Below are 23,835 nucleotides of genomic sequence, written 5' to 3' on the forward strand. Positions count from 1 at the left end.
TCGTTAACTGGCTGCGGGTGCGGCCGGATCGGGCGCTGCTTGCGCGGCCGGCGCTGCTGGGGCCTCTGGCACGGCGGGTTGGCCAGCGGCCCAGGCGGCGCCGCGTCGCAACAGTTCCATGGTTCCGGCAACGTGCAGCGACGCCGCATCGTGCCCTAAGGTGATGTTGAAGACGCGTCCCTTGGCGAGCGGAAAGATGAAGGCCATCGGCTCGTCCTTGCCGGTGATCTTAGATTTGGCAGTGGCCAGCACCTCGATCGCCTGGGCCCCTTCGAGCGAATAGAACAACTCGTCGTCGGTGTCGTACGATTCGAGTCCTTTGACGATGGGGTTTTCGGTCTTGAGGACATCGACCTTGAAGGCGCCCTTGGGATCGTTGCCACTCACCCCTTCTTTCCAGATGCGCCCGGCGATCGTGACGAACTCCGGCGACTCGTTCCAGGCGGCGCAGGCCGAGTGCAGCAGCACCACGCCTTTGCCCGACTCGACGAATTGCTGCAAATTGGCGCGGGCTTTATCGCCCGGATTGGGGCGCTGGTAGTCCTCGAAGTTGAGCAGCACCACGTCGTAATTCGCGAGCGCGGGAGACTCCAGAAAGGCGGGATCTTCGACCACGCGCAGATCGAAGCGCGCATCGGTCTTGTAGACGTCTTGCAGCGCCGCGGTGGTTTCCTTCCAGTTGTGGGTGGGCTGGCAATAGCCGGTGACCACCAAGGCCTTGATGGAACCTGGCTCGCCCGCCATGGGCATCAACAAACCCCAAAGCGTGACCGCCGCCGCGAACGTGTTGGTCATGCGATTTGCTCACTCACCACGGACAAAAACAACAGAACACTATTGTAATTCAGGCCGACACCGCCGCGTCCCATTCGCGCGGCGACTTGCCGGCCAGTCGGCCGGCCTTGACGACGCCACCTTGGATGACCGCCATGATACGTGAGCGGTCTTCCAGAATGGTAATGTCGCTGATCACATCGCCATCGATCACCAGCACATCGGCCAGTTTGCCGGCTTCCAGGGTTCCAAACTCATCGGCACGGCCCAGGATGACCGCGCCCGACTGCGTGGCGCACTGGATCGCCTCGACCGGGGAAAAGCCGACATAATTGACGAAGAACGAGATTTCCTTGGCGTAAGTTCCGTGCGGATTCCAGGCAAAGCCGTAGTCGCCGCCCAGCCCCAGGCGGCCCCCCGCGCGAAAGATCAGACGCGCGCTCTCGCAGCCGGCGTCGAGCGTTTCTTGATGGCCGTCGATCACCCGCTGCGGCATCTTGAACTCTGGTCCGTTGCGCACGCTGGCCAGTTCGAATTGCAGCGCGGGCACAACCGGCGTCTGGCGCGCCATGAGCAGATCGAGCGCTTCGGCGTCCATGAAGGTGCCATGTTCAAGGGTGTCGAAGCCCGCGCGCAGTGCATTCTTGATGCCTTCGTTAGCGCGACAGTGGCCGGTGACTTTCGCTTTGTAGTTGTGCGCCTCGTGGACGACCGCTTCCATCTCTTCAAAGGTCATGCACAAGGAGTGATGATCGGCGTGGTCGCTGGCCGCATCGCCCGTGGGATAGGTCTTGATCCACTCGGTCCCTCCTTTGATGAGCTTGCGCGCGGCGGCGCGAGCCTCGACGGGCCCGTTGACCAAGAGAATCAGGCCTTCCATGCCAAGCGAGAGATAGTCGGGGTTCCAATCCATCAGGCCGCCCGAACCGCAGATCTCGCGACCGCTGGCCGCCAGGCGCGGGCCGAGGAACAGGTCTTCTTCGATGGCCCGCTTGAGCCAGACGTCGATGTTGTGCAGGCTGCCGCCGCTGCGCGCCGCGGTATAACCGCACTCGAGCGCTAGCTTGCAATTGGCGGCGGCCAGCAGAGTGACGTACTCGACCGGGTATTTGACATCGAGATCGGCCAACTCGCTGACGTTGAAGTAGGTGGGGTGATAGTGCGCCTCGACCAGGCCGGGGAGGATGGCGCCGCCGCGGGCGTTGAGCACATCGGCCTGGGGCGGAACCGGTGGAGCGCCCGCCGCCGGACCGGCGTAGGCAATGTGCCCGTCGGCGACGATCAGTACGGCGTCGGGGATGGGCGCAGCGCCAGTGCCATCGACCATCTGGCCGTTTTTGACGACAAGCGTGCCCTGGGCGATTTTCATGAAGTTTGCGATATGCGTTGGTAATTGGCCAGCGCCGGGCGCGCGATGACGACGGCGAGCCCCATCGTGGGGGCGAAGAGGGGCTTAAGATCCGTGCCGCCTTGGCTCATCCCGATCGGCATTATTGTAGGAGCCCGCACGACTGGCCGCAACGAAGCGAAATCTGACAACTATTGCCTGCCGCTGCGACAATGGGGCCACATATCACGCGGATATCCGCACGGCGGCGGATCGGCCGCGGTGGTGAAATCGATGCCCGCAAGAACGTGGTTTTGGCGCCAAAACCGGCTGCGGCGCGATTAACAGCCTGGGGAAGAAAGCCGTCGTGGCTTTCTTCCCTCTCGCCGCGAGCGGAGCTACGCTGCTGCGGCTCGCAAAATCACAACCCATGTCGCGATTTTGCGAAGCTTCCTGCAATTCACGCAGCCGGCGAACAATTCCCCGGACTGCTAAACGGTTTCCAAAAAACTGATTGCTAGCCGGGCCGCGGTGGCAGGCGCCATCCAATGGATCGAATGCCCGGCCTCTGGCACACGCACCCACTGCGCCAAACTGGCCCTTTGCGCAAAGTTGGCGGCGTCGGCGTCGGTAAGCATTGCGCCTAGGTCGGCATTGCCTTGCAGTAACAGCGCCGGGCAGCGAATGGCGGCGGCGATCTCATCCAGTTCGTAGCCTTCTAGCCAGCGACCTTCGACCACTGGGGTAAGTGTTTCAGGGTCCATATCGAGCAGACAATGGGCGGTGAATCTCAACGTGGCGGCGTCGCGGGTATCGCTGAGGGGCCGCCCCGCCACAAGGACGTCGCCCAGTTCGGCGGACAAGCGCGCCATGCGCTGCTGCCGGTCGCCTGTCGGCTGAGTCTGATGCCGCCGCGCCAGCTCGCGCCACGCGGAGAATTGCGCGAGTAGTGGTGTTTGGCCGATGCGCGCGCCCATCGTGCTGAACGGAGGATCTTCGAGCACTACCGCCCGCACGAGGTGCGGCGCGCGCGCGGCAACGCCGGCGGCGACCATCGCGCCCAGGGAATGACCGAACAATACTACCGGCTTTGCGGCTAGCTGTTCGATAAAGCGCACGGCGTCGTCGACATAATCCGCAACGAGGTAGTTGGAATCGCGTGACGAGGCGCCGTGGCCGCGCTGTTCGAGTGCGACGATTCGCCAGCGCGAGGCCAGGGCCGGCACGACAGTCAGGCAGTCTTGCCACCGTCGGCAAACGCCATGCAGAAAAATCAAACTGGGGCCGCCTGGGGGGGCAGTCGCGTAATTCAGCGTCAGTCCGGCCGAATGGAACGACCGTTCGGTGAAGTGATTCATGTCGACACCGGCGCGGGCGCGACGCGCACACAGCGGCCCTCGACTGTCAAGCGGCCGGCCGCGAAGAGCCGAATGGCCTCGGGCAGCGCCTCGCACTCGGCCGCGAACACACGCGCGGCGAGCGACTCGGCGGTGTCGTCGTCGAGCACCGGCACGGCGCGCTGCAAAACGATGGGCCCGTGATCGTATTGATTGTCGACAAAATGGACCGTGCAGCCCGAGAGTTTGGCGCCATGCTCGAGCACGGCGCGATGGACGGCGGCGCCGTAATAGCCATGCCCGCAGAAGGATGGAATGAGCGCGGGATGGATGTTGATGACGCGCGCTTCGAAATCGGCGGGGATGTCGAGCAGCTTAAGAAACCCACCGCAGACGACTAGCTGAGCGCCCGCGAGGCGACAGTGTTCGAAGATGGGGCGACTGAACTCGGCGACGCTTGGGTAGGCCTTGCGTTCGATCACGTGCGTTTCGATATCCGCCTGACGAGCGATCTCTAGGCCGCGAGCCGTTGGGCTGCTCGAAATCACTACGCGAATATCGATGGGCAGTTCGCCAGCGCGCGCCTTGGCGATCAGATTGCGCAGGGTCGTTCCGCCGCCCGAGATCAACACGGCGGCCGGCAATCGCGGTGTGGTCACGAAACGGCCTCGCACGACAGAAGATCGACCAGCACGGCATGATCGACCGGCTTAACCAGATGGTAATCGAACCCGGACTGGCGGGAACGTTCACGATCGGCGGCCTGGCCGTACCCACTGATGGCGATGATGCGCGGCCCGTCTCCCAACTGGGTTCGCATTTCGCGAGCGACTTCGTATCCGTCCATTCCCGGCAATCCAATATCGAGCAAGACAATCGAGGGCCGATACTGCCCGGCCAATGTCAAAGCGGAGGGCCCATCATACGCGATGCGGGTGTCGTGTCCTTGCAATTTCATCAACAATTGCAACAAGACGGCGGCGTCGGCGTTGTCGTCGACGATCAAAATGCGTTGCGGTCGCGAACCGGCGAGGGGGGCCGCCGGACCGACGTGCCGATGGGCATCGGCGGCCGGGGCCAGCGGCAGTCGCACGGTGAACTCGCTGCCACGGCCGAGACCGTCGCTGGCCGCCTCTACCGTGCCGCCATGCATGCGGACCAACTCGCGCACCATGGTCAGGCCAATGCCCAGCCCGCCATTGGCGTGAGCCAAACCTTGATCGACCTGAAAGAAGAGATCGAAGACATGTGGTAATTCCGCGGGCGCGATGCCGGCGCCGGTGTCGCGGACGCGGACAACGAGCGTTTCGCCGCGCGCTTCGGCGATGACGGAGATATCTCCGCCGGGCGGAGTGTACTTAGCGGCGTTGGCGAGCAGATTGCTGAACACCTGCTCCAACCGCGTGGCGTCCCCCAGCACGCGCAGCGGGGCGTCTTCGACCGCGATCTCCAGGCGATGCCGGTGCGAATCGATCGCTGGCCGGACCGTTTCGACCGCATGCTGCAACACCGTCTGGAGCATTACCTCGTGTCGTTGCAGCGAGATTTTGCCGCGCGTGATCCGCGACACGTCGAGCAGATCATCGAGCAGGCGCGTCATGTGGTCGACTTGCCGATGGATCACCGCCTTCACGTAGTTCAGTTCCGAAGAGTCGCCACCGAGCATCGACAATACGACCGCGGCGCTCTTGAGCGGCGCCAAGGGGTTGCGTAGTTCGTGGGCGAGCATCGACAAAAATTCGTCCTTGCGACGATCGGCGTCGCGCAGCGATTGCTCCAGCTCGACCTGATCGGTGATGTCGACGGCGATGCCGTCCCACAGCACCAGACTCTCGTCCATTGGTCGGGGCACGGACCGGGCATGGAGCCAGCGCACTTCGCCATTACGCGCGCACTGGCGGAACTGGCAATCGAAGGGGACGCGATCTCGAAAGCTGATTTCTTCCTGGGCCCGCACGCGGGCGACATCTTCGGGCAAAATCGTTTCGTAGAGCAATGTGGGCCGATCGGCGACTTCGGCGGGAGTAATGCCGATCAGCGGTTCGATGCCGGCGCTCACATAGTTGAAGCGCGGTGGCTCGTCGGTGAATTGGCAGACTTGATAAATAAACCCGGCCGGCAGATTGTCGGCCAGTTGCCGCAAGCGGGCTTCGCTTTCCTGGCAGGCTTCTTCCGCCCATTTGCGCACTGTGATGTCGATGACCGAGCCGATGTAGCCAAGATACTCATCGCGGTCGTTATAGCGCGGGCGTCCGCTGTCGAGCACCCAGCAGTAGACGCCGTCGGCGCGCCTTACTCGATAATCGAACGAGAACGGCTCGCGGCGCTGGACGGCCTGATAGTACGCCTCGCGCGTCTTCAAGAGGTCGAGGGAATGAACGACGTCGAACCACCCTTGGCCTTGTCCTTCGGCCAGTGTTTGGCCTGTGAAATCGCACCAGCCACGCGACAGATAGACGCACTCGCCCTGTTGGTTGGTGATCCACAACATGGCGGGCGCTGTGTCGGCCAGGGCGTGAAAGTGACTTTCGTTCACCTTGGCGCGCTGTGTGTCTTCGCGGCGCCGTCGCCGCTCTTCGAGATGTGCGGCAACCCGCGCCAGCAGTTCGTTGGCGGAGAACGGCATAGCCAGGTAGTCGTCTGCCTCGACATCCTGGCCGCCGATTTGCGAGCCGTTCCGCAATTGGCCGGAGAGCATGAGGATCGGCAGCTTCTGCGTTTTGGGGCGCAAGCGGAGCGCGCGAATCAGGCCGGCGCCGTCGAGGCGTGGCAGTTCTGAATTGGTCAGTACCAAATCGGGGAGCGCGCGCTCGATGGCGTCAAGCGCGGCCAGACCATCGGATACTGCCTGCACGCTGTACTGAGTCTGGAGCAGTTTTTCCAACTCGGCTCGCGTGTTTGCGTCGTGTTCAACAATCAGCACGCGTTGCGGCGGCAAAACGGAGTCGCCAGCAACCGTTCGCTGGTCGCTCGGCCGCTCGGCATCCGATACGAGCGCGCAAAACCAGCCGGCCACGTTGCCGCTATCGTCTGGCCACGGCAAGCAAGAGACGACCAACCTGCCGTCGCCGAGTGACCCGCTGGGGAAACACAAGGTGAATTGCTTGGCGGGCGCGACATTCCCCGCAACGTCGTCGTCGACCGCCAGCGCCAATTGGCTGCCAAGTTCCGGCCATGTCAACGCTGCCGGTTGGCCCAACGCCGCGGGGTGCCGCTGGCCGAGTAGGGGAATCGCGGCATCGTTGTAGAGAAGCGTCAGGTCGCTTCCCCAGCACACCAATGCAGGATAGCGCGCAGCGAGCAGCAGCCGGGCGGCTGATTGCAACGCATTTGGCCAGTCGGCGGGAGGCCCCAGCTTTTCGCGCGCGGCGCTTGAGTCGCGCATGAGACCGCTCAATAGCGGACTGCCAATGAAATCATCGACAAGAAATGCGTTCTGCCACATCGACGCATCCCGGCTAACGGGAGACACGAACCTGGTTGGCAGCGGGCCAACGCAAGTCATCATACCGAACGGCGCGGCCCGAATCTCTCTGTAAATTGCCGGCGCCGAACTGGTCTACGGGGCAAGCCGTTGGGCGAAAATCCGCAGCGTCTGTCCGGACAATTCGAGTTCGATCGGCTCTACGCCCTCGATGGGCCCGATTTGCAGATCTTGAGCGAGCGTTTCGCCACGGATGTAATCGCCAAACTCGGCGATGAGACGCTCTGGCAACTCGCCGTCGCCCGTCAGGCCAACGGCGATCCGCTCGGTATATTCGCAATTCAAGTCCTTGCGGCGGTTCTGAATGGCGTGGACCACCTCACGCGCGAAGCCTTCGCGTTCGAGTTCCGGGGTGATTTCGGTGGAGAGGACCACCACCGCTTCGGGGCCCTGTGCGGCGGTCCAGCCCGGCTTGGCCTGCATGCGGATTTGGATGTCGTCGCGTTCGAGTCGCGCCTCGCCGGTGGCCAGCGGAAGCAGCAGGACGCCAGTCGCATCGAGTTGCGCCAAGAGCGCGGCCGGATCGGCGGCGGCCAGGGCGGCTTTGAGCTGTGGCAACTGCTTGCCCAGCCGGGGGCCAAGCCGCTTGAGATCGGGCAATACCGTGTAACTGATGTATTGATCGGCCTGGCGGGCGAACTCGATATCGTGGACGTTCAACTCCTCGCGGATCAGCGCCGCATGCTCGGCAAGCCAATGTTGATGTTCTGGCTGCGCCAGGATCACTTCGACTTTGGCCAGGGGCTGACGCACCTTGAGCTTGGCGCTCATGCGGGCATTGCGTCCGAGCGAGACGATCGCGCGAGCGGCGTTCATGCGCGCTGACAAATCGAGATCGATCGCGTCGGCATCGCCAGTGGGATAGTCGGCCAGATGCACGCTTTCGAAGGCGCGGTTTTGGAAAGGACGCGCCACGAGATTTTGCCAGATCGATTCGGCGATGAAGGGGACAAACGGCGCGACCAGCCGGGCAGTGGTCGTCAAACATTCATACAGGGTCCAATAGGCGTCGAGCTTTTCGGCCGATTGGCCAGCCGCCCAGAAGCGATCTCGGCTGCGGCGGACATACCAATTGCTGAGCGCGTCGACAAAGGTGGTGATGCGCTGACAGGCGCCGTAGTTGTCATACGCGTCCATGGCGGCGGTGACAGCAGCCGCAGTCTGGTTCAGTTCGCTGATGATCCAGCGATCGAGTTCGCCGCGCTGACCAATCGGTCGGTAGCCCTCTGCCGAAGCCAGCGCGCTGGTCGACAAATCTCTGACCGGGCCGTGTAGCCGAGCAGCGGGATCAAAGCCGTCGATGTTGGCGTAGATGACGAAGAAGCTGTAGCAGTTCCAGAGGCGCAACAGGAACTCGGGAATGCTTTCTTTGATCGCCTGCTCGTTGTAGCGGATCGAGCTCCAAGGTGGTTGATTGGCAAAAAAGTACCAACGCATGGCGTCGGCGCCATAGCGATCGAAAATTTCGGCGGGCTCGCGGTAGTTGCGTTTGCTCTTGGACATCTTGGCGCCGTCTTCGCCAAGCATCAGGCCGAGCACGATGCAGTTTTTGTAGGGATGCGGATATTCTTTCTCCGGAGTCGTGACGTCGCGCGTGGTGGCGGCTTCCGCCTCGCGGCGCGGACCAAACAACAAGGTGCTGATCGCCAATAGGCTGTAGAACCAGCCGCGCGTCTGGTCGATCGCCTCGCTAATGAAGTCGGCGGGAAACTGTTCGGCGAATCGCTCGTGGCCCGTATGCGGATAGCCCCATTGAGCAAACGGCATCGCGCCGCTGTCGAACCAGCAATCGATCACTTCGGTGACGCGGCGCATCCGCCGACCCGGCGCCTGAGGCGAATCGTAAGTGACCGCATCGATGTAAGGCTTATGCACCTTGAGGTGGTCGGAAAGCCGCGGGTTGGCCACCTTGGCCTCGTCCCAGGCCTGCGTGCCGTCGACGCCCGGCTTGGCGAGCAATTCGGCGTAACTGGCGACAGCCTCCATATAACCAGTGGCCTCGCAAACCCAGATTGGCAGCGGCGTGCCCCAATAGCGCTCGCGCGACAGAGCCCAATCGACGTTGGATTCGAGAAAGTTGCCGAAGCGGCCATCGCGGATATGTTCTGGCAACCAACCGATCCGCTGGTTGTTGGCCAACAGTTCGTCGCGAAAGGTTGTGGTGCGAATGAACCAGCTCTGGCGCGGATATTGAATCAAGGGATCGTCGTCGGCGCGCCAGCAGAAGGGATAATCGTGCAGGTATTGTTCCTGGTGAAACAACAGTCCGCGGCGCCGCAATTCGCGGCTGATGTCTTTATCCGCCTCTTTGACCCAACGGCCGGCGTAGTCTGGCGCTTCGGCGGTGAAGCGACCATCGGGTCCCACGGCGCAGATGAGTTGCGGTCCGGCGCCGGCAACGAATCGCTCTTGCTCGGCGAGCAGCACCTGAAAATCAACCTCGCCGAAGGCAGGCGCCTGATGCACCACACCGGTGCCGGTGTCGATGGTCACAAAATCGGCCGCGACCACCCGCCACGCATGGTGTTGCTCTTTGCCGGCGCGGAGCGCGCCCCGCTGGTCGCCATCGGCGGCATAGTAATAGTCGAACGGCGGCTGGTAACGGAGGCCGATGAGATCGCGGCCAAAGTGGCGCGATTCGATCTGCAACTCGCGTTTGAACTTCTCGGCCAGCGCAGCGACCAGGGCCGCCGCGACGATCAGCCCGCGGTCTTCTCCCTCGACGCGAACGACGACGTACTCCAGATCGGGATGCACCGCGGCGAACTGATTGCTGGGCAATGTCCAGGGCGTGGTAGTCCAGACCAATAGATCCGCGCCAGCCAGCTCCGCCGGCGCCGCGCCAACCAAGGGAAACCGCACATACACGCTGGGATCGGCAACCTGACGATAGCCTTGTCCGACCTCGCCCGAAGAGAGGGCCGTGCCGCCTTGGGCCCACCACCAGACAATCTTGTGGCCTTGGTAGAGCAGCCCGCGATCGAACAGATTTTTGAGGGCCCACCAAACGCTTTCGACATACGACTGGTGGTAGGTGACGTAGGCCTCGTCGAGACGAATCCAAAAGCCGAGCCGCTCGGTCAGTCGCTCCCACTCGCGCATGTAACGAAAGACGCTATCGATGCAGCGATGAATGAAGGGCTCGACGCCATACGCCTCGATATCTTCCTTGGAGTGGATGCCCAGCTCTTTGCTGACTTCAACCTCGACCGGCAGTCCGTGGGTGTCCCAGCCCGCCTTGCGCTCGCAATAGTCGCCGCGCATGGTGCGATATCGCGGAAAGAGATCTTTGATGGCGCGGGTGAGGCAGTGGCCGGGATGGGGCATGCCGTTGGCGGTGGGAGGACCCTCGTAGAACACGAAGCGATCAGCGCCGCGGCGGCGGTCGAGCGATTTTTCGTAAATGGCCTGGTTCCGCCAAAACTCGAGGATTTCGGTTTCGAGCTGGGGAAAGTGGGCCGAATTGCCGACGGGCTGAAACATGCTGGCTGGTCCGGTTTTGCGCGACGAGAAACGGGCAGTAAATCAGCAAACAGCGCCGTTTACAATGGCGAGACGCTGGTCACGCGAGACTAAACACACGACGCCCCGCCAATGACGGACGCCTATCGCGTGGATTGGTTCGCAGGGGCACCGCTTGAAATGGGCCGACAATGGGATGCAAGCCGGGATGCGGGCCGCGAGCGCTACTTGTGCCGGCCGTATTCCTTGAGCAGTTCTTGGAAGGCGGGCAGATCGCGGAGATTATCGAGATCGGGATCGATCTGGAGGTGCTCCATGTCGACATAGCCGCGCTCAAACGCGCGGCGCAATTCGACGACGGCGGCCTCGGGTTCTGCCGCCATGGCCAGGCTGCAGGCGAGGTTGTAGCGAATGATGCAATCGGCGGGGCACAGCGCGGCCAATCGTTGATCGATCACCAGCGCCTCGGCATGGCGATGCTTGCGCGATAATAATTCGCCTTGGCAGCGCAGCACGTCGATAAAGTCGGGACTGCGGCGCAAGATGCGATCGAAGAAGCGGATTTCAAACTCGACGCCCTCGGCATCGAAATCCGAGGTCTCGCGCGTGGCGCGTGCGGCGCGTTCGAGCGATTCGGGATCGAGGAATGAATCGGGAAGCGACATGCGGATCGCGGCCCCATGGCCGCCCTTGGTCGTTTCGATGCCAATCTTGCTGTTGATGGCAAGGCGGCCATCCCTGGTCGCTCACGGACAGTCAAATTATACGCCTTGCCGTCCGACCCGCAATTCACCCCCCCACGATGCGCGCCAAACAGCCGGCAGGGCCGCTTGACAATCCGCGCGCCAGCGCGCCGCAATTGCTACTCGTCGTCTGTTACTCGTCGCCTTTATTCATCGTCGTCGAATTCGGCGTCCTCGTCGACATCGGCATCGTCGTCGTCGTCGCTACTGGTCCCCAGGTTGAGATTGTCTTCTTCCAGATCGCGGTCGAGTTCGTCCCATTCGGCTTCGAGTTCCTGCTCGAAATCGTCGTCAAAGTCGTCGTCGAAATCTTCGTCATCCCCCTCGTCCGCTTCGTCTTCGTCGTGCTCGGCGACGAGAAACATGCTGTAAAGCGCCTCGCCCGCGCGTGGGAAGCGCGAGGCGCCGACCGTCACCGTGACGACAGGCGTGACCAACATGAACGACAACTCCCGTGAACAGGCCGTAACCAGAGAACACAAATCCGCCCCCGCGCGCATCGCATGGCGATCGCGCACCTAACGAAAGGTACGCTATTGGCCCGCCAGTTCAAGGCGCGCATGCGGGAAAAACAGCGATTTTGCGGCCGAACGCGAGATTCTACGCGATGAATTAGCGCGCGGCGGGGGGCGACGCAACGCGCGAGGCGCCCAGCGAGGAAAGATGGGGCCGCGGAACGCCGGAACCTGGCTGGCGAGCAACCGCTTCCGTCGGAGCATCGCCGCTGGACAGCGATTTGCGTACCTGCGCCAACTCGACGCAATCGGGTTCGAGCTGGGCCCAGTCGTCGAGCACCTTGCGGGCCAGCGACGGATTACCGGTGGCGACCAATGCCGCCACGTACCAGCGGAGGCACAAGGGATCGCGACAGCCCGCCGTGTAGGCGGTTTCGAGATACGCCAGCGCCGGAATCCAGTTCCTCTGACTGGCGACGCAGGCGCCGCGGACGGCGCTGCGCAGCACATCGCGCTCGGCGCGATCCAGGCCCAGGCGATCGATCTCGGCGAGCGCGGCCGTTGTTTGTCCATGTTTGACATGCAATTCCAGACGACGGCGACCAACGCGCGGCGATTGCGGATACCGGGCAAAGGCCTCGTCTAGCACCAGCATGGCGGCCGGGTCGTCGCCCGAAAGCTGCAAGTTGAGGCTCAGGCAGATGGCTGCGATCTCGCCAATGGCGCGGACGTGCCAAGTTTCGGGATCGACCTGTCCGAACTGATGCGCAGCGCGATAGCTGCGCTGGGCGAGCGGCAGATGCCCCTGTTGCTGCAAATAAGCGCCCATAGCGCACAAGAGTTGTGAATCGTAGGGAAACACCTCGAGCGCCGCGATGCACAGCTCGAGAGGCGCATTAGGTTCGGCGGAATCGGCCTGACAGGTGAGCAGCCCGTAGTAGGCCGAAAGCATGTCGGTCGATCCCCGACTGGCGGCGCCGAGCGCGCGGCGAAAATAATCGCGCGCCTTGCCTGGTTGCTGGAGCGCGACGCAGGCTTCGCCGAGCGCCAGGAAGAGCGCGGCAGAAGGGCCGCGTTCTTGCACCTCGCGTTCGATGAGCCTAAGGTTGCGCAAGGCGCGCTCGCGTTTGACGTCGGCATCGTGCTCGCGCTCGGTGCGGAGCATGCGCCAAGGGGCCAGCTCCAGTTCCATGCCGAGTTGGGCCATGGCCGGCTTGATCGATTCGCGCACGCGCCCCACGAAGCGCAGGCCAGCGCGGCGCGGCATGAGACGAATGCGGGCGGCCTGTTCGGGATCGCCATCGGCCTGCGGGGCAGGCGTTTCGACCATCACCAGATACGCCTTTTCGAGGTCGGCCCCGCGATCAACAAAGTCGCGCAGCGGGACGGCGCAGCGCGGCGACAGTTGCTCGCCGGCGTCTATCCACAGCACCCAGTCGCCGGTCAACTCGTCGAGGCAACGATTGCGGGCGGCGGCGAAATCGTCTTCCCAGGCCACGGAAATCACGCGAGCGCCCGCGCTTTGGGCAATGGCCCCAGTGGCGTCGCGCGAGCCGGTGTCGAGCACCACGATTTCGTCGGCGATGGCGCGGACGCTCTGCAAGCTGGCCGCAATGACGCCAGCGGCGTCGCGCGCGATCATGGCAACCGACAATCGGGGACGAGCGCCTGCGGCGGTCGACATAGCGGATCCCTCCTGATGCCCTGCGCTCAAATCCAGATACGAGCCGCGATGGACGCTCATCCTCAAGCGCCGGGCGCGGAACAAGTCAGGGCGGCCCAAGTGTATCGGCCGCGGCAAATGGGGCAAAGAGCGGTTTGGCGGAGACTGCTAGCAGCCGTGTGCAGCCATGCGATCTACGTGGTGTAGTCGGCGTTGAGTCGCACGTACTCGGCCGTGAGGTCGGTGGTCCAGAATCGGAGCCTGGTGTCCCCCTCTCCCAGCGTGAGCACGATGCTGGTGTCGCGATGTTCGCGGATGGAGCGCGAGACTTCGGCCGCGTCGAAGGAGACGGGCGAGCCCGCCTCATAGAGCAAGAAGCCGTTGAGGCGCAGATCGACTCGGCTGGGATCGAACGGCACGCCGGCATAGCCGGCGGCGGAGACAATTCGCCCCCAGTTAGGATCGGCGCCGGCGATGGCGGTTTTGACCAGCGCGCTCTCGGCGATGGTCTTGGCGATGCGATGAGCGCTGGCGCGGTCGGCCGCGCCTTCGATATCGATGGTCACCAGATGCGTGGCGCCTTCGCCATCGGCGGGGATCATGCGCGCCAGTTCGCGGCATACTTCGGCCAACGCTCGGCCAAACGCGGCGCGATCGTCGGGAGCGAGGAGGGGTTTGGCGTCCGCGGCGCCGGAGGCCAACAGCAAAACCGTGTCGTTGGTGCTCATGTGGCCGTCGACGCTGATCGCGTTGAAGCTCTCGCTGACAGCGGCCTGTAGCGCGCGCTGCGCGTCGGGCGGGGCCAGCGCGGCGTCGGTCATCACCACGGCGAGCATGGTGGCCATGTTGGGGCCGATCATGGCCGCGCCTTTGCACATGCCGGTGACGCGAAACGTTTTGCCGCGGGCCGTAAAGGAAGCGGTGGCCAGCTTGTGCCGCGTGTCGGTGGTCATCATCGCCTGCGCGGCGGCAACCAGATGGGCATCGCTGACGCCAAGTTGTTGGCCGGCGGCGGCGATCCCTTTTTCGATCTTTTCCATCGGCAAAAAGCGGCCGATCACACCGGTCGACATGACGAGCAATTGCTCTGGAGTGGCGCCAATCGCGGCGGCGGCCAGCGCGGCCATTTGCTCGGCGTCGCGGTAGCCGCGATCTCCGGTGCAGGCATTGGCGTTGCCCGAGTTGACGACGACGCCGCGTATCTGGTCGCTGGGCGTTCGCTGCCGGTCGAGCGCGACAGGAGCGGCAAAGACCAGATTCTGAGTATAGACGCCAACGGCGGTCGCAGGTCGGTCGGTGGCCACCAGCGCCAGATCGAGTTTGCCGTCGTCGTGCTTGACGCCGGCATGTACTCCGGCGACTCGGAACCCGACGGGGAGAGAGATGCTCATGGACTAATTTCTCTGGTTACAACAGCGCCGTGGTTTCTGGATAGCCATACATGAGGTTGAAGTTTTGCACGGCGGCGCCGGCCGCGCCTTTGACGAGGTTGTCGATGGCGCTAATGGTGAGGACTCGGCCGCGCACCAGGCGAACGGTGAGATCGCAGAAATTTGTGCCCGACACGTCCTTGGTGGCCGGCAGATGACTTACAACGCGCACAAAAGGTTCGCTGGCATACGCCTCGCGCAGCGCGGCTTGCAGCTTTTCCTCAGTCACGCCAGGCGCTGGAAGGCTGTAGGCAGTGGTGAGGATACCGCGATCCATTGGAACCAGGTGCGGCGTGAAGACGATGCGCGGCGCGCGGCCGGAAGCCTTGCCGAGGATCTGCTCGATCTCCGGGGTATGGCGATGATTGCCGATGCCGTAGGCGGAGATGCTTTCGTTGCATTCGGGATATAGGATCGATAGTTTGAGCGCGCGGCCGGCGCCGGAGACTCCGCTCTTGGCGTCAACGATGATATCGCGGTCTTCGATCAGTCCGGCGCTCAATAAAGGCGCCAGCGGCAGAATGGTCGAGGTGGGATAGCAACCGGGGTTGGCGATCAACTGGGCGCCGCGAATCTGGTCGCGAAACCATTCGGGCAGCCCATAGACTGTTTTGCCAAGTCGCTCGGGATCGTGATGTTCTTCTTTGTACCACTCGCGGTACGAGGCGTGATCGGCCAGGCGATAATCGGCGCTAAAGTCGATGACGCGCTTGCCGGGCCGCAATAGTTGCGGAACGAGTTTGCTGGTCACACCATGGGGGAGGCAACTGAACACGCAATCGGCGCGATCGACGAGTTGCTGCGGCGTGAGGTCTTCGAGCGGCAGATCGAGCCGACCGGTGAGCGAGGGGTGCGTTTGCGAGATCGGTGGCGAGCCTTCCTGCCGACTGGTGACGGCCACGATTTGAGCGTTGGGGTGGCGCAGCAGGAGCTTGATCAACTCCAAGGCGGAGTAACCGGTGGCGCCGAGGATGGCAATGCGTGTGGCGGACATGGGCGGCTCGAAAGGGAGAAACTAGGCAGTTAGGAGGGCCGAACGCCGGCTCAGGTTCGCCGGCGGCGAGGGAGAATCGCCGCGACCAAGGCGCCGGCGGAGGGCGAGCGCAGTATAGCGGTCGGGGCGGGAAGCGAAAGAACCCGGGAATCTCCAAGATCCATGGCAGAATCGCGAATCGAGAGTTGGCAAGCGAATCAAGCCTAGGGAGCAACCATGCGCGCACGCAGTTGCATGATGTTCGGCCGGTTGGTCGTCGCCGGTATCTTTTCCGGCATTTGCGGATGGCAGTTATTTGGCGGCGAAGCTCCGCTCGATGGGGAGGCGTATTACCGCGTGAGGCGCGAAGCGCGGCAACTGTACCGGGAGCACAATTATGCGGCCGCGATTCCGCTCTATGAACAATTGACGAGTAGCTTTGCGCACGACGGCCAAAACTGGCTGGAATTGGCCGCCTGCCAGACCGCCGAGAAGCAGTACCAAGCGGCCATCGCCAGTTACGAACAGGCCATGCGCTACGGCGCCAGCGAACCCGACATCAACAGTCGTCGCATCGCGGGGCTTTATGCCGAACTGCAAAAGAAGGAACAGGCGTATGAGTGGCTCGACCGCGCGATGACCAGCGGCATGGCGGAGCGCATATTGCTGCGGCGCGACGATCAGTTCGCCAGAATGCGCGACGAGGATCGCTTTCGCACGCTAGCGGCTGAGCCACTGGATGCGAGAACTTCTCGCGGTGAGCGGTGGCGACGCGATCTGGATTTTTTGGTCGCTGAAGCCGAGCGGCTTCACCCCGGCCAGCACTCCGAACTAGGGCGCGGCGCAGGAGCTAACGAGTTAGCCGCAGCGGTTGAACGGTTAAAACCACGAATCGCGGACCTAACTGACGCGCAGATGCTGATCGAGCTACATCGCGTGCTGGCACTATTGGGGGACGGGCATTCGCGGACGTCGCTGTTTCATCGGCAGATCCGGCTAACCCGGCTGCCGCTGACGCTCTATCGGTTCGCAGACTGTGTTTGTGTCGTAAATACTGCGCCGGAGCACGAGCGATGGATTGGCGCGCGAGTGGTGAAGATCGCAGATACGCCCATCGATCAGGCAGTTGATTCAGTTACCCCGATCATCAGTCGGGATAACGAAATGGGGATTCGCGTCTGGGCGCCGATTTATCTCACCGTGCCGGCGGTGCTGGAAAGATGTGGAATTGCTGGCGAGACTGGCCGCGTGGCGTTGACGCTGCAGCGCGACGGCAGCAGCCAGGAGACTGCGGTATTGGAAGCGGTCGCGCTGCGACCGAGCAACGACAGTGGACGATCGGCGCTACAGCGCGACAACGACAATCCGCTGTGGCTGCGCGACACGGAGACCAATTATTGGCTGGAGCACCTGCCTGACGACCATGCCATCTTTGTTCAGTTCAACGGTGTGGGAGAAGCTCGCGGCGAATCGATCGAGGAGTTTTCACGGCGATTGCAGCAGACATATACCGATGCCGATGTGCGGCGGCTGATCGTCGACGTGCGCCACAATGGGGGAGGCAACACGTTCTTATACCAGCCGCTGCTGAGGACGCTCATACACTTCGAGCGTGACAAGCCGGGGCGTCGCCTTTTCCTGCTGACGAGCCGTCACACTTTTTCGGCGTGTCAGAACTTCTGCACCGACGTTGATCGTCTGACCGACGCTGTGTTTGCTGGCGAACCGACTGGATCCAATCCCAACTTTATTGGCGAGTCGACGATGGTGGTGCTGCCGCACACCGAGCTGCAGGTGAGCATCTCCACGCGCGTGTGGCAGTTTTCGTATCCGATGGACCGGCGAGTATGGATCGCCCCCGACGTGCCGGTGGCGCTCACGTCGGCGGATTATTTTGCCGGTCGTGATCCGGTTTTAGAGGCAGTGCGCCGCGTGATTGCGGCGGAGTAGCGCCACGTATCGGATTGGTCGCTCGCAACCGAACGCGACGCCGGTCTAGCGGCGGAACGCGCGGGCGATTCCCGAGACCACACGGGTGCGAGGCGCGCCGCGATCGGCGCCGGAGTCGGGGCGCGGTTCGATCCGCGGCTGTTCGGTCTCAAGCGGCGCATCGGCCGCGGGGGTGGGAATTGGCTCGGCCTCGGTGGGCGCCGCGGATTCGCTGGGGGAGGTGATGACTCCCTCTTCGATCACCTGTTCTCCGCCGTAGGAGACGACCGGCGCGGGACCCAGAATGGAACCGGCGCGCAGGTGCAGATCGAAGCAAGGATCGCCTTCGCCTCTAGGCCCCAGAAAGGTTGGTGGGCAGTCATCGTAGGGGCTGGCGCACATCGCGCAGCCCGACGAGACCATCAGCGACAACAGCCCAACGAGAGACCAGGCACGGCTCATACAACGCCCTTTGAGATCAAGTTCGCGGGCGACTGCTAGCACTGCGACACTGCCCTATCGCATGCGCGCATCCGCCTGGGAGCGAAGGCTCGGTAGCGGTATATTCGGCCGCCCGCAGTTTGCCGCCCGCGTTTTTCTTGCGGAATTTTTCGAATGTCCTATCCAGGGCAACTTCAGCGCGCACGCAGTCTCGCCTGTCTTGCGCCGTTTGTCCGCGCGCATGCCGAAGTGCTGTCACTGGCGGTGCTGGCGATTGTGGTGCGACTGCCCGGCCTGGGACGGCCGCTACTCGGCAACTTTGCCACCAAGAATGTGGTTTACGCGATGATCGCGCGAAACTGGGCCACCGGCGCCAGCAGCATTTGGCGGCCGGCGCTGGATAGTTTGTCTGGCGATGGACTGGCGCTGCACCTGCTCGAGTTTCCGCTGGCGGCCTATCTGGCTGGCGGCGCCTGGCGATGGCTGGGGGGCTCGCTCGACGTTTGGGGGCGACTTGTCTCGGTGCTATTCAGCGCGGCCGCCGTGGCGCTGCTCTACGATCTGGCGCGGCGCTGGCACGGCCGGCGCGTGGCGCTGGCCGCGGCGCTGGCGCTGGCGCTGTCGCCGGTGAGCATCATCTATGGGCAGGCATTCATGCTCGAACCGTCACTTGTCTGCCTGAGCATCGCCTGCATCTGGAGCTGTGATCGCTGGATGAGCAGTCGCCGCGGCGTTTGGCTCGTAGTCGCCGCGCTCGCGCTGGCTGGAGCGCTGTTGACCAAGGTCTATATCGCCGTGCTGCTGCTGCCACTGGTGTGGATGTGCTGGGCTGCGCGCCATCACCTTGGCGGCGCTAGGCTGTTATTAACCGTCGCCGTGCTGATGCTGGCGACGCTGCCGGCGGCGCTGTGGTACGCGCATGCCGCCCGAGCGGCGGCGCCCGGCAGTGAGTTGGCGGAGCGCGTGTTTTACTCGGTGCGAGACAGCGCGGCGGCGCACCTGCCACCGCATCCGCTGTTAGGCGAGCCGCGTTTTTACGCGCGTCTGGCGGTTGACCTGATGACAGTGATGCTCACGCCGGTGGGCGCCGCGCTCTTGGCAATTGGCCTGGCGCGGCGCGACAGCCGGCGGCATCTGCCGTGGCTGGCGGCGTATGCAATCCTGGTGCTGCTGTTGCCGCGTAAATTCTATGAGATGAACTACTATGCGCTGGTGATCTTGCCGCCGTTTTGTCTGATGGTGGGACTCGGTTGGGACGCGATAGCGGCGCGGCTTAACCAGCGTCGCCTGGTTCTGGCGACGGTTGCGCTGACGGGGGCGCTATGCGCGGCCCGCTATGCGGCGCGGCCGGCGTTCTTTACTCCCGACGAAGATCGCGGAGTGCTGGCCGCGGCTAGCGCGGCGCAGCGGTTGGCGCCAGTCGGCGAGCCCGTCGTCGCCGTGCATGGTTCGACGCTGGACTTACTCTACTACACCGAGCGGCGGGGCTGGTTCTTTGCCGCCGGCGACGCAGAATTTGACGAGCGAATCGCGGCTGCGCAAACGGGCGGGGCGCGGATTGCAGTGGTCGTGGGGCCCGAGAGCGACCAGCAAGTTTTTCGCGCCCGCTTCCAGGAGATGGAAGCAGACCGGCAGTACGGCTACGCCATCTATCGACTTGCCGGCGGCCCGAGCATGCCGCTCATGACGCGCCGCAAGGAACCGCCTGCGGGTCAGCCAGTGGCGACCGGGGCCAGCGTCATCGCGAATTGATTTTGCGGCGACTCGTTGCGCTCTTGGCGCGTGGGGGAGTAATCGTAGACCTGCACCGACTTGCCATCGGGACGAAATTCGAGCAGCCGCAACCAGCCGTCGCCCCCTTTGGGGCGCATCTGAAAATTGACGAGCACTTGCGGCACCTCGCGTCCGGCGGGGGTGGCGGTGACAGTGCGCCCGAGGCCGTCTTTCAGCACATGGCCATTCAAGGTGAGGATGAAGTTCTCGTGGCGCGAGACGAGCCCCGTCCATAGCTCCTCGCCGTCGGTCACATCGTCGTCGGTGGCCTTGGCGACGCCGTAGCTGTGCGGATTCCACATTTGCTTGGCGCCGTACTTCTTCCAGTCGTAGCGGGTGTCGTCGAAGTACATGTAAGCGTGCGTGATGAGAATCGCCTCGCGCTGGCGATGGCGGTCGACCACTTCGTTGGCCCAGCGCAGCACGTCGCGCCGCGGGCCGAACTCGAGCGCGAGCACCAAAAAGTCGCGTCCGCCGGCGGAAAAGAGATGAAACGAGTTCTCCAGGCGATCGGACTCGCGGTCGTACGTGCCGCCAAAGTGGGAGCGGTCTTTGAACTGGCCGACCGAGAAGTAATCGTTCAGCCGGGTGGTGCGGTCGGTGCAGCCACCGCCGTCGCTGTAATCGTGGTTGCCGGGGGTGAGCACGTACGGCACGTGGCCATCGAGCAGGGCCATTGCCTTGCGGGCGTTCTCCCACTCGGGCACGGCGTTGTTGTTGGTGATGTCGCCCAGGTGCAGCACGCAAGCGATGTTGCGCGGCTTTTGGTTTTCGACGATCCAACCGGTTTGCGCCAGATAGGTTTGCGGATAGCGCTCGCTGTAGTTTTGGGTGTCGGGCAGCACGGCAATGGTGAAGGCGCCGGGTTCTGGCAGCGGGGGTTCGCCAGCGACCAGTTTGCCATCGGCATACGGATCAGCATTGGCGGCCTGGGCGCTGGCCAGTGAGAGCGCGGCGGGAGCACAGGCCCAGGCGGCCCCGGTTTTGAGAACCTGGCGACGTGTAAGCTGCGACATGGCGGCATCTCCGGAGAACTGACTGGCGCTGGGCGGACGAGAACGATGCTGGACATTATGGCCGCTGGCCAGCGCGGCACAACTTTTTTGAGCTTGGGCCGCCGATCGACGCAGTATGCTAATGGCGAGATGTCGCGAAACCCGACCGGTCACAACCATGAATACCATCGCCGCCTTCGCACATGAGTTCGATCGCTATCGAGGAATGATCGAGCGAGCGCTCGACGGACTTGCGGACGACGATTTTTTTCGTCGACCGTCGGCTGAGGTCAATTCGCTGGCGCTGGTCATCAAGCATCTGACGGGAAATCTGAGTTCGCGCTGGACCGACTTTTTGACCAGTGACGGCGAGAAGCCCAATCGCGATCGCGATCAAGAATTTGTCCTCGGCGTCGCCGACACGCGAGCCAGCTTGATGGCGCGTTGGCGCGAGGCCTGGAGCGTGGTCGAGGGCGCGCTTAGCAGCCTGAACGACAGCGATCTGGACCGGCTGGTGACCATACGCGGCGAGCCACACTCGGTGTTCCAGGCGCTGCTGCGCAGCGCAAATCATTTGGCATACCATGCGGGACAGGTGACCTATCTGGCCCGGCTTTTCCGTCCCGATGCCCCGTGGATCACCATCGCGCCGGGCAAGAGTCGCGAACACAGTGCGGGGAGTTACTTGATCCAAGATGCGTCTGGGAGATGATCGCGGGATCCGACTACCGGAATAGACTGATCCAAGTCGATCAGCCAGCCTTTGTCCCCAGGGGCTTGGCGCGGCTACAATACTCGGGCTTGGCCGGCGGTATTGATGAGCCGGCCCCTCTTCTTTTCGCAAGGAAACTCTCCATGCCACAAATCGCGCTCGCGCCCATTTGGAATATTTGCCGTCTGGTTATTTGTAGTGTTGTGTTCGCCGGGTTGGTTGCCACCGCTCGGGCAGCGGACGAGAAGCCGGCCACGCGATTTTATGCGGCGATTGACCTCGATGGCCAAATCCAGCGATTGGATGGCGATGGCTACAAGGCGGCGGCGGTCGTGTTCTTGGGAACCGAATGCCCCGTGGCGCGCGAGTATGTGCCGGAGTTGAATCGCATTGCCAAGTCGCTGGCCGACAGGCCGGCGCGGCTGTTGGGCGTGATTTCCGACCCGCACACGACGCGAGCCCAGGCGGCCGCGTTCGCCAAGGAGTTCAAGATTGAGTTTCCGGTGCTGTTCGACGCATCGGGCGAACTCAAGAAGCTATTGGCGCCGACGCACGTGCCCGAGGCGCTGGTGCTCGACGCGTCGGGGAGGGTGGCCTATCGCGGACGGATCAACGACCTGTACGCGGCAGTGGGGACAAAGCGACCGACGATCACGACGCACGAACTGGCCGATGCCATTGCCGCTGTGCTGGAAGGGAAGCCGGTCGAGGTGGCGGCCACCACACCCGTGGGCTGCCCGATCGAGGAAGGGCACGAGGCCGGCGGCGTGACGTACTCGCGCGATATTGCGCCCTTGTTGATCGCGAACTGCGTGGAGTGCCACCGCCCTGGCGAGGTGGCGCCGTTCTCACTATTGGGCTACGAGGATGCGGCGAAGCGGGCCGAGTTTTTGGCGCAGGTGACGAGCGAGCGGATCATGCCGCCGTGGAAGGCCGAAGCGGGCCACGGGCTGTTTCTGGGGGAGCGACGACTGACTGATGCGCAAATCGCGCTGATCGACGCCTGGGCCAAGGCAGGGGCTCCACAGGGCGACGCCGCCGATCTGCCGCCGGCGCCGGTTTTTGCTTCTGGCTGGCGGATGGGAGAGCCCGACCTGGTGCTCAAGGCGCCCGACGTGTTCAACATGCCGGCGAGTGGACCCGATATTTTTCAACACGTCATCATGCCGATCGACATCCCCGACGACAAAACGATCGTCGGCTTTGAGTTTCGGCCGGGCAACCCGGCAATTGTGCATCATGCGATCCTATTCCTCGACCGCAGCGGTATGGCGCGCGAGAAAGACGCGGCGACGCCAGAGCCGGGCTACACCACGTCGGGCTCGATCGACATCCCTGTGGCGGGACTGGTGGGGGTGTGGACGCCGGGCATGACGCCGCGGTATTTCCCGCAGAACATCGGCATGCCGGTGCAGACGAAGACCGATCTGGTGTTGCAACTGCATTTGCACCCCAGCGGCAAGGAAGAGAGCGACCAATCCACGGTGGCGCTCTACTTTGCCGACAAGCCGGTGGATCGGGTGATGGCGGCCAACCCGTTTGTGGTGGGGACGATCATCATCGACATACCGGCCGGCGCCAGCGAGCACACGGTGACTTCGTCCGTGACCTTGCCGACCGACGTGTCGCTGATCTCGCTCTTGCCGCACATGCATCTGATCGGCAAGGAAATGAAGATCACGGCCACGCTGCCAGATGGCGCCGAAAAGTCGTTGGTGTGGATCAAGGACTGGGATTTTTATTGGCAAGACAACTATGTTTATCGCGAGCCGGTGAAGCTGCCCGCCGGCACGCGGTTGGACGTGGTGAGCCGCTACAACAACACGGCGGAGAATCCGCGCAATCCGCAGTCGCCGCCCGCGCGGGTGCTGTTTGGCAACGGCAGCGCCGATGAGATGTGCTTTGGCATCTTTCAACTGGTGGCCGACAAGCCGAAGGAAGAGGGGCGGCTGAACGGCGCCTTGATGCAGAGCTTCATGAAACAGTGGCGCGAGGCAAAGCTGGCGCCCGACGCCAAGGCCAAGATTTTAGACGAGGCGGGCAAGCTGTTTGGCCGCGAGGTCGCGGTGTTCTTCGAGGCGATCGACAAGGGGCAGATGCCGGAGCGCCGCCGCAGTCGGCGGAAGAAGCGGGATGAGTCGGCGCAGGCGGAGGACGCTGCCCAGGCGAAAGCCGATGCTGGACCGGCCGCGGATTCGAGATGAAAGACCAGCGCCGTTGGCCGATGCGCGACGGCGCCAGGGATTGAAGGGGGCGGGAGTCGCTGGCCTGCCTTGCGCGCGAGGGGGCCTTTCATCGCGGCGGGGTCAATGACTACGATTCAGCCAATCGGCATCC

The 23,835-nt window shown here is 63.3% G+C and carries 17 protein-coding genes; 4 read left to right on the forward strand and 13 right to left on the reverse strand.

Translation table 11 applies throughout. The features are described 5' to 3' along the window. Positions 1-3 precede the first annotated feature (3 nt). The 11 genes from K1X71_05980 to argC all read right to left on the reverse strand — a co-directional run bounded on the left by K1X71_05980 (position 4) and on the right by argC (position 15,669). Positions 4-795, reverse strand: a complete 792-nt coding sequence (locus K1X71_05980; protein MBX7072678.1) for a ThuA domain-containing protein — start codon at positions 793-795, stop codon at positions 4-6. A 49-nt stretch (positions 796-844) separates the two neighbouring features. Then, a complete protein-coding gene (locus tag K1X71_05985) occupies positions 845-2,143 on the reverse strand; it encodes an amidohydrolase family protein (GenBank protein MBX7072679.1) in 1,299 nt (432 codons plus the stop codon). Positions 2,144-2,592: 449 nt separating this feature from the next. Continuing rightward, positions 2,593-3,459 (reverse strand): alpha/beta hydrolase, encoded by an 867-nt coding sequence (locus tag K1X71_05990; protein ID MBX7072680.1) that lies wholly within the window; start codon positions 3,457-3,459, stop codon positions 2,593-2,595. Then, a complete protein-coding gene (purN, locus tag K1X71_05995; GenBank protein MBX7072681.1) occupies positions 3,456-4,082 on the reverse strand; it encodes a phosphoribosylglycinamide formyltransferase in 627 nt (208 codons plus the stop codon). Before purN ends, K1X71_05990 begins: the two co-directional genes overlap by 4 nt. Positions 4,083-4,093: 11 nt before the next feature. Beyond that, positions 4,094-6,883, reverse strand: a complete 2,790-nt coding sequence (locus K1X71_06000; GenBank protein ID MBX7072682.1) for a response regulator — start codon at positions 6,881-6,883, stop codon at positions 4,094-4,096. A gap of 114 nt (positions 6,884-6,997) precedes the next feature. Next, positions 6,998-10,405 carry an isoleucine--tRNA ligase gene (gene ileS, locus K1X71_06005; protein MBX7072683.1) on the reverse strand — a complete coding sequence of 1,136 codons (3,408 nt, stop codon included), beginning with the start codon at positions 10,403-10,405 and terminating at the stop codon, positions 6,998-7,000. Positions 10,406-10,608: 203 nt separating this feature from the next. Next, the gene (locus K1X71_06010; protein ID MBX7072684.1) at positions 10,609-11,049 is read right to left on the reverse strand and encodes a hypothetical protein; all 441 of its coding nucleotides are present in this window, start codon (positions 11,047-11,049) and stop codon (positions 10,609-10,611) included. A 224-nt stretch (positions 11,050-11,273) separates the two neighbouring features. Next, positions 11,274-11,567 (reverse strand): hypothetical protein, encoded by a 294-nt coding sequence (locus tag K1X71_06015; GenBank protein ID MBX7072685.1) that lies wholly within the window; start codon positions 11,565-11,567, stop codon positions 11,274-11,276. A 172-nt stretch (positions 11,568-11,739) separates the two neighbouring features. Further along, a complete protein-coding gene (locus K1X71_06020) occupies positions 11,740-13,266 on the reverse strand; it encodes a glycosyltransferase (protein MBX7072686.1) in 1,527 nt (508 codons plus the stop codon). 173 nt (positions 13,267-13,439) lie between these two features. Then, on the reverse strand, positions 13,440-14,636 hold the full coding sequence (argJ, locus tag K1X71_06025; GenBank protein ID MBX7072687.1) for a bifunctional glutamate N-acetyltransferase/amino-acid acetyltransferase ArgJ: 1,197 nt from the start codon (positions 14,634-14,636) through the stop codon (positions 13,440-13,442). 16 nt (positions 14,637-14,652) lie between these two features. Further along, complete coding sequence (gene argC / locus K1X71_06030; protein ID MBX7072688.1) at positions 14,653-15,669, reverse strand: N-acetyl-gamma-glutamyl-phosphate reductase; 1,017 nt, start codon at positions 15,667-15,669, stop codon at positions 14,653-14,655. Between the two features lie 216 nt (positions 15,670-15,885). Between argC and K1X71_06035 the strand changes: the two genes are divergently transcribed. Beyond that, entirely contained in the window at positions 15,886-17,598 is a 1,713-nt protein-coding gene (locus K1X71_06035; protein ID MBX7072689.1) for a hypothetical protein, read from the forward strand. A 45-nt stretch (positions 17,599-17,643) separates the two neighbouring features. Here K1X71_06035 and K1X71_06040 read toward each other — a convergent pair whose 3' ends face one another. Then, positions 17,644-18,039: a hypothetical protein gene (locus K1X71_06040; GenBank protein ID MBX7072690.1), complete on the reverse strand. Its 396-nt coding sequence runs from the start codon at positions 18,037-18,039 to the stop codon at positions 17,644-17,646. Positions 18,040-18,192: 153 nt separating this feature from the next. Between K1X71_06040 and K1X71_06045 the strand changes: the two genes are divergently transcribed. Then, positions 18,193-19,770: a glycosyltransferase family 39 protein gene (locus K1X71_06045; protein ID MBX7072691.1), complete on the forward strand. Its 1,578-nt coding sequence runs from the start codon at positions 18,193-18,195 to the stop codon at positions 19,768-19,770. Here K1X71_06045 and K1X71_06050 read toward each other — a convergent pair. Further along, positions 19,731-20,807 carry a metallophosphoesterase gene (locus tag K1X71_06050; protein MBX7072692.1) on the reverse strand — a complete coding sequence of 359 codons (1,077 nt, stop codon included), beginning with the start codon at positions 20,805-20,807 and terminating at the stop codon, positions 19,731-19,733. The two genes, K1X71_06045 and K1X71_06050, sit on opposite strands and share 40 nt — an antisense overlap. Positions 20,808-20,964: 157 nt before the next feature. On the opposite strand from K1X71_06050, the gene K1X71_06055 reads away from it, so the two are divergent. After that, entirely contained in the window at positions 20,965-21,498 is a 534-nt protein-coding gene (locus K1X71_06055; protein MBX7072693.1) for a DUF1572 domain-containing protein, read from the forward strand. Between the two features lie 143 nt (positions 21,499-21,641). Further along, positions 21,642-23,702 carry a redoxin domain-containing protein gene (locus K1X71_06060; protein MBX7072694.1) on the forward strand — a complete coding sequence of 687 codons (2,061 nt, stop codon included), beginning with the start codon at positions 21,642-21,644 and terminating at the stop codon, positions 23,700-23,702. Positions 23,703-23,835: the final 133 nt, after the last annotated feature.

This window comes from Pirellulales bacterium (genome assembly GCA_019694455.1).
Classification (GTDB): Bacteria; Planctomycetota; Planctomycetia; order Pirellulales; family JAEUIK01; genus JAIBBY01.

Bases quoted from the DNA above. Each gene is read 5' to 3' on its own strand.
- K1X71_05980 (MBX7072678.1), bottom strand. From the start codon at position 795: ATGACCAACACGTTCGCGGCGGCGGTCACGCTTTGGGGTTTGTTGATG.
- K1X71_06055 (MBX7072693.1), top strand. From the start codon at position 20,965: ATGAATACCATCGCCGCCTTCGCACATGAGTTCGATCGCTATCGAGGA.
- K1X71_06035 (MBX7072689.1), top strand. From the start codon at position 15,886: ATGCGCGCACGCAGTTGCATGATGTTCGGCCGGTTGGTCGTCGCCGGT.
- K1X71_05990 (MBX7072680.1), bottom strand. From the start codon at position 3,459: ATGAATCACTTCACCGAACGGTCGTTCCATTCGGCCGGACTGACGCTG.
- K1X71_06045 (MBX7072691.1), top strand. From the start codon at position 18,193: ATGTCCTATCCAGGGCAACTTCAGCGCGCACGCAGTCTCGCCTGTCTT.
- K1X71_05985 (MBX7072679.1), bottom strand. From the start codon at position 2,143: ATGAAAATCGCCCAGGGCACGCTTGTCGTCAAAAACGGCCAGATGGTC.
- K1X71_06010 (MBX7072684.1), bottom strand. From the start codon at position 11,049: ATGTCGCTTCCCGATTCATTCCTCGATCCCGAATCGCTCGAACGCGCC.
- argC (MBX7072688.1), bottom strand. From the start codon at position 15,669: ATGTCCGCCACACGCATTGCCATCCTCGGCGCCACCGGTTACTCCGCC.
- K1X71_06020 (MBX7072686.1), bottom strand. From the start codon at position 13,266: ATGTCGACCGCCGCAGGCGCTCGTCCCCGATTGTCGGTTGCCATGATC.
- ileS (MBX7072683.1), bottom strand. From the start codon at position 10,405: ATGTTTCAGCCCGTCGGCAATTCGGCCCACTTTCCCCAGCTCGAAACC.
- K1X71_06040 (MBX7072690.1), bottom strand. From the start codon at position 18,039: ATGAGCCGTGCCTGGTCTCTCGTTGGGCTGTTGTCGCTGATGGTCTCG.
- K1X71_06050 (MBX7072692.1), bottom strand. From the start codon at position 20,807: ATGTCGCAGCTTACACGTCGCCAGGTTCTCAAAACCGGGGCCGCCTGG.
- K1X71_06060 (MBX7072694.1), top strand. From the start codon at position 21,642: ATGCCACAAATCGCGCTCGCGCCCATTTGGAATATTTGCCGTCTGGTT.
- K1X71_06000 (MBX7072682.1), bottom strand. From the start codon at position 6,883: ATGTGGCAGAACGCATTTCTTGTCGATGATTTCATTGGCAGTCCGCTA.
- K1X71_06015 (MBX7072685.1), bottom strand. From the start codon at position 11,567: ATGTTGGTCACGCCTGTCGTCACGGTGACGGTCGGCGCCTCGCGCTTC.
- argJ (MBX7072687.1), bottom strand. From the start codon at position 14,636: ATGAGCATCTCTCTCCCCGTCGGGTTCCGAGTCGCCGGAGTACATGCC.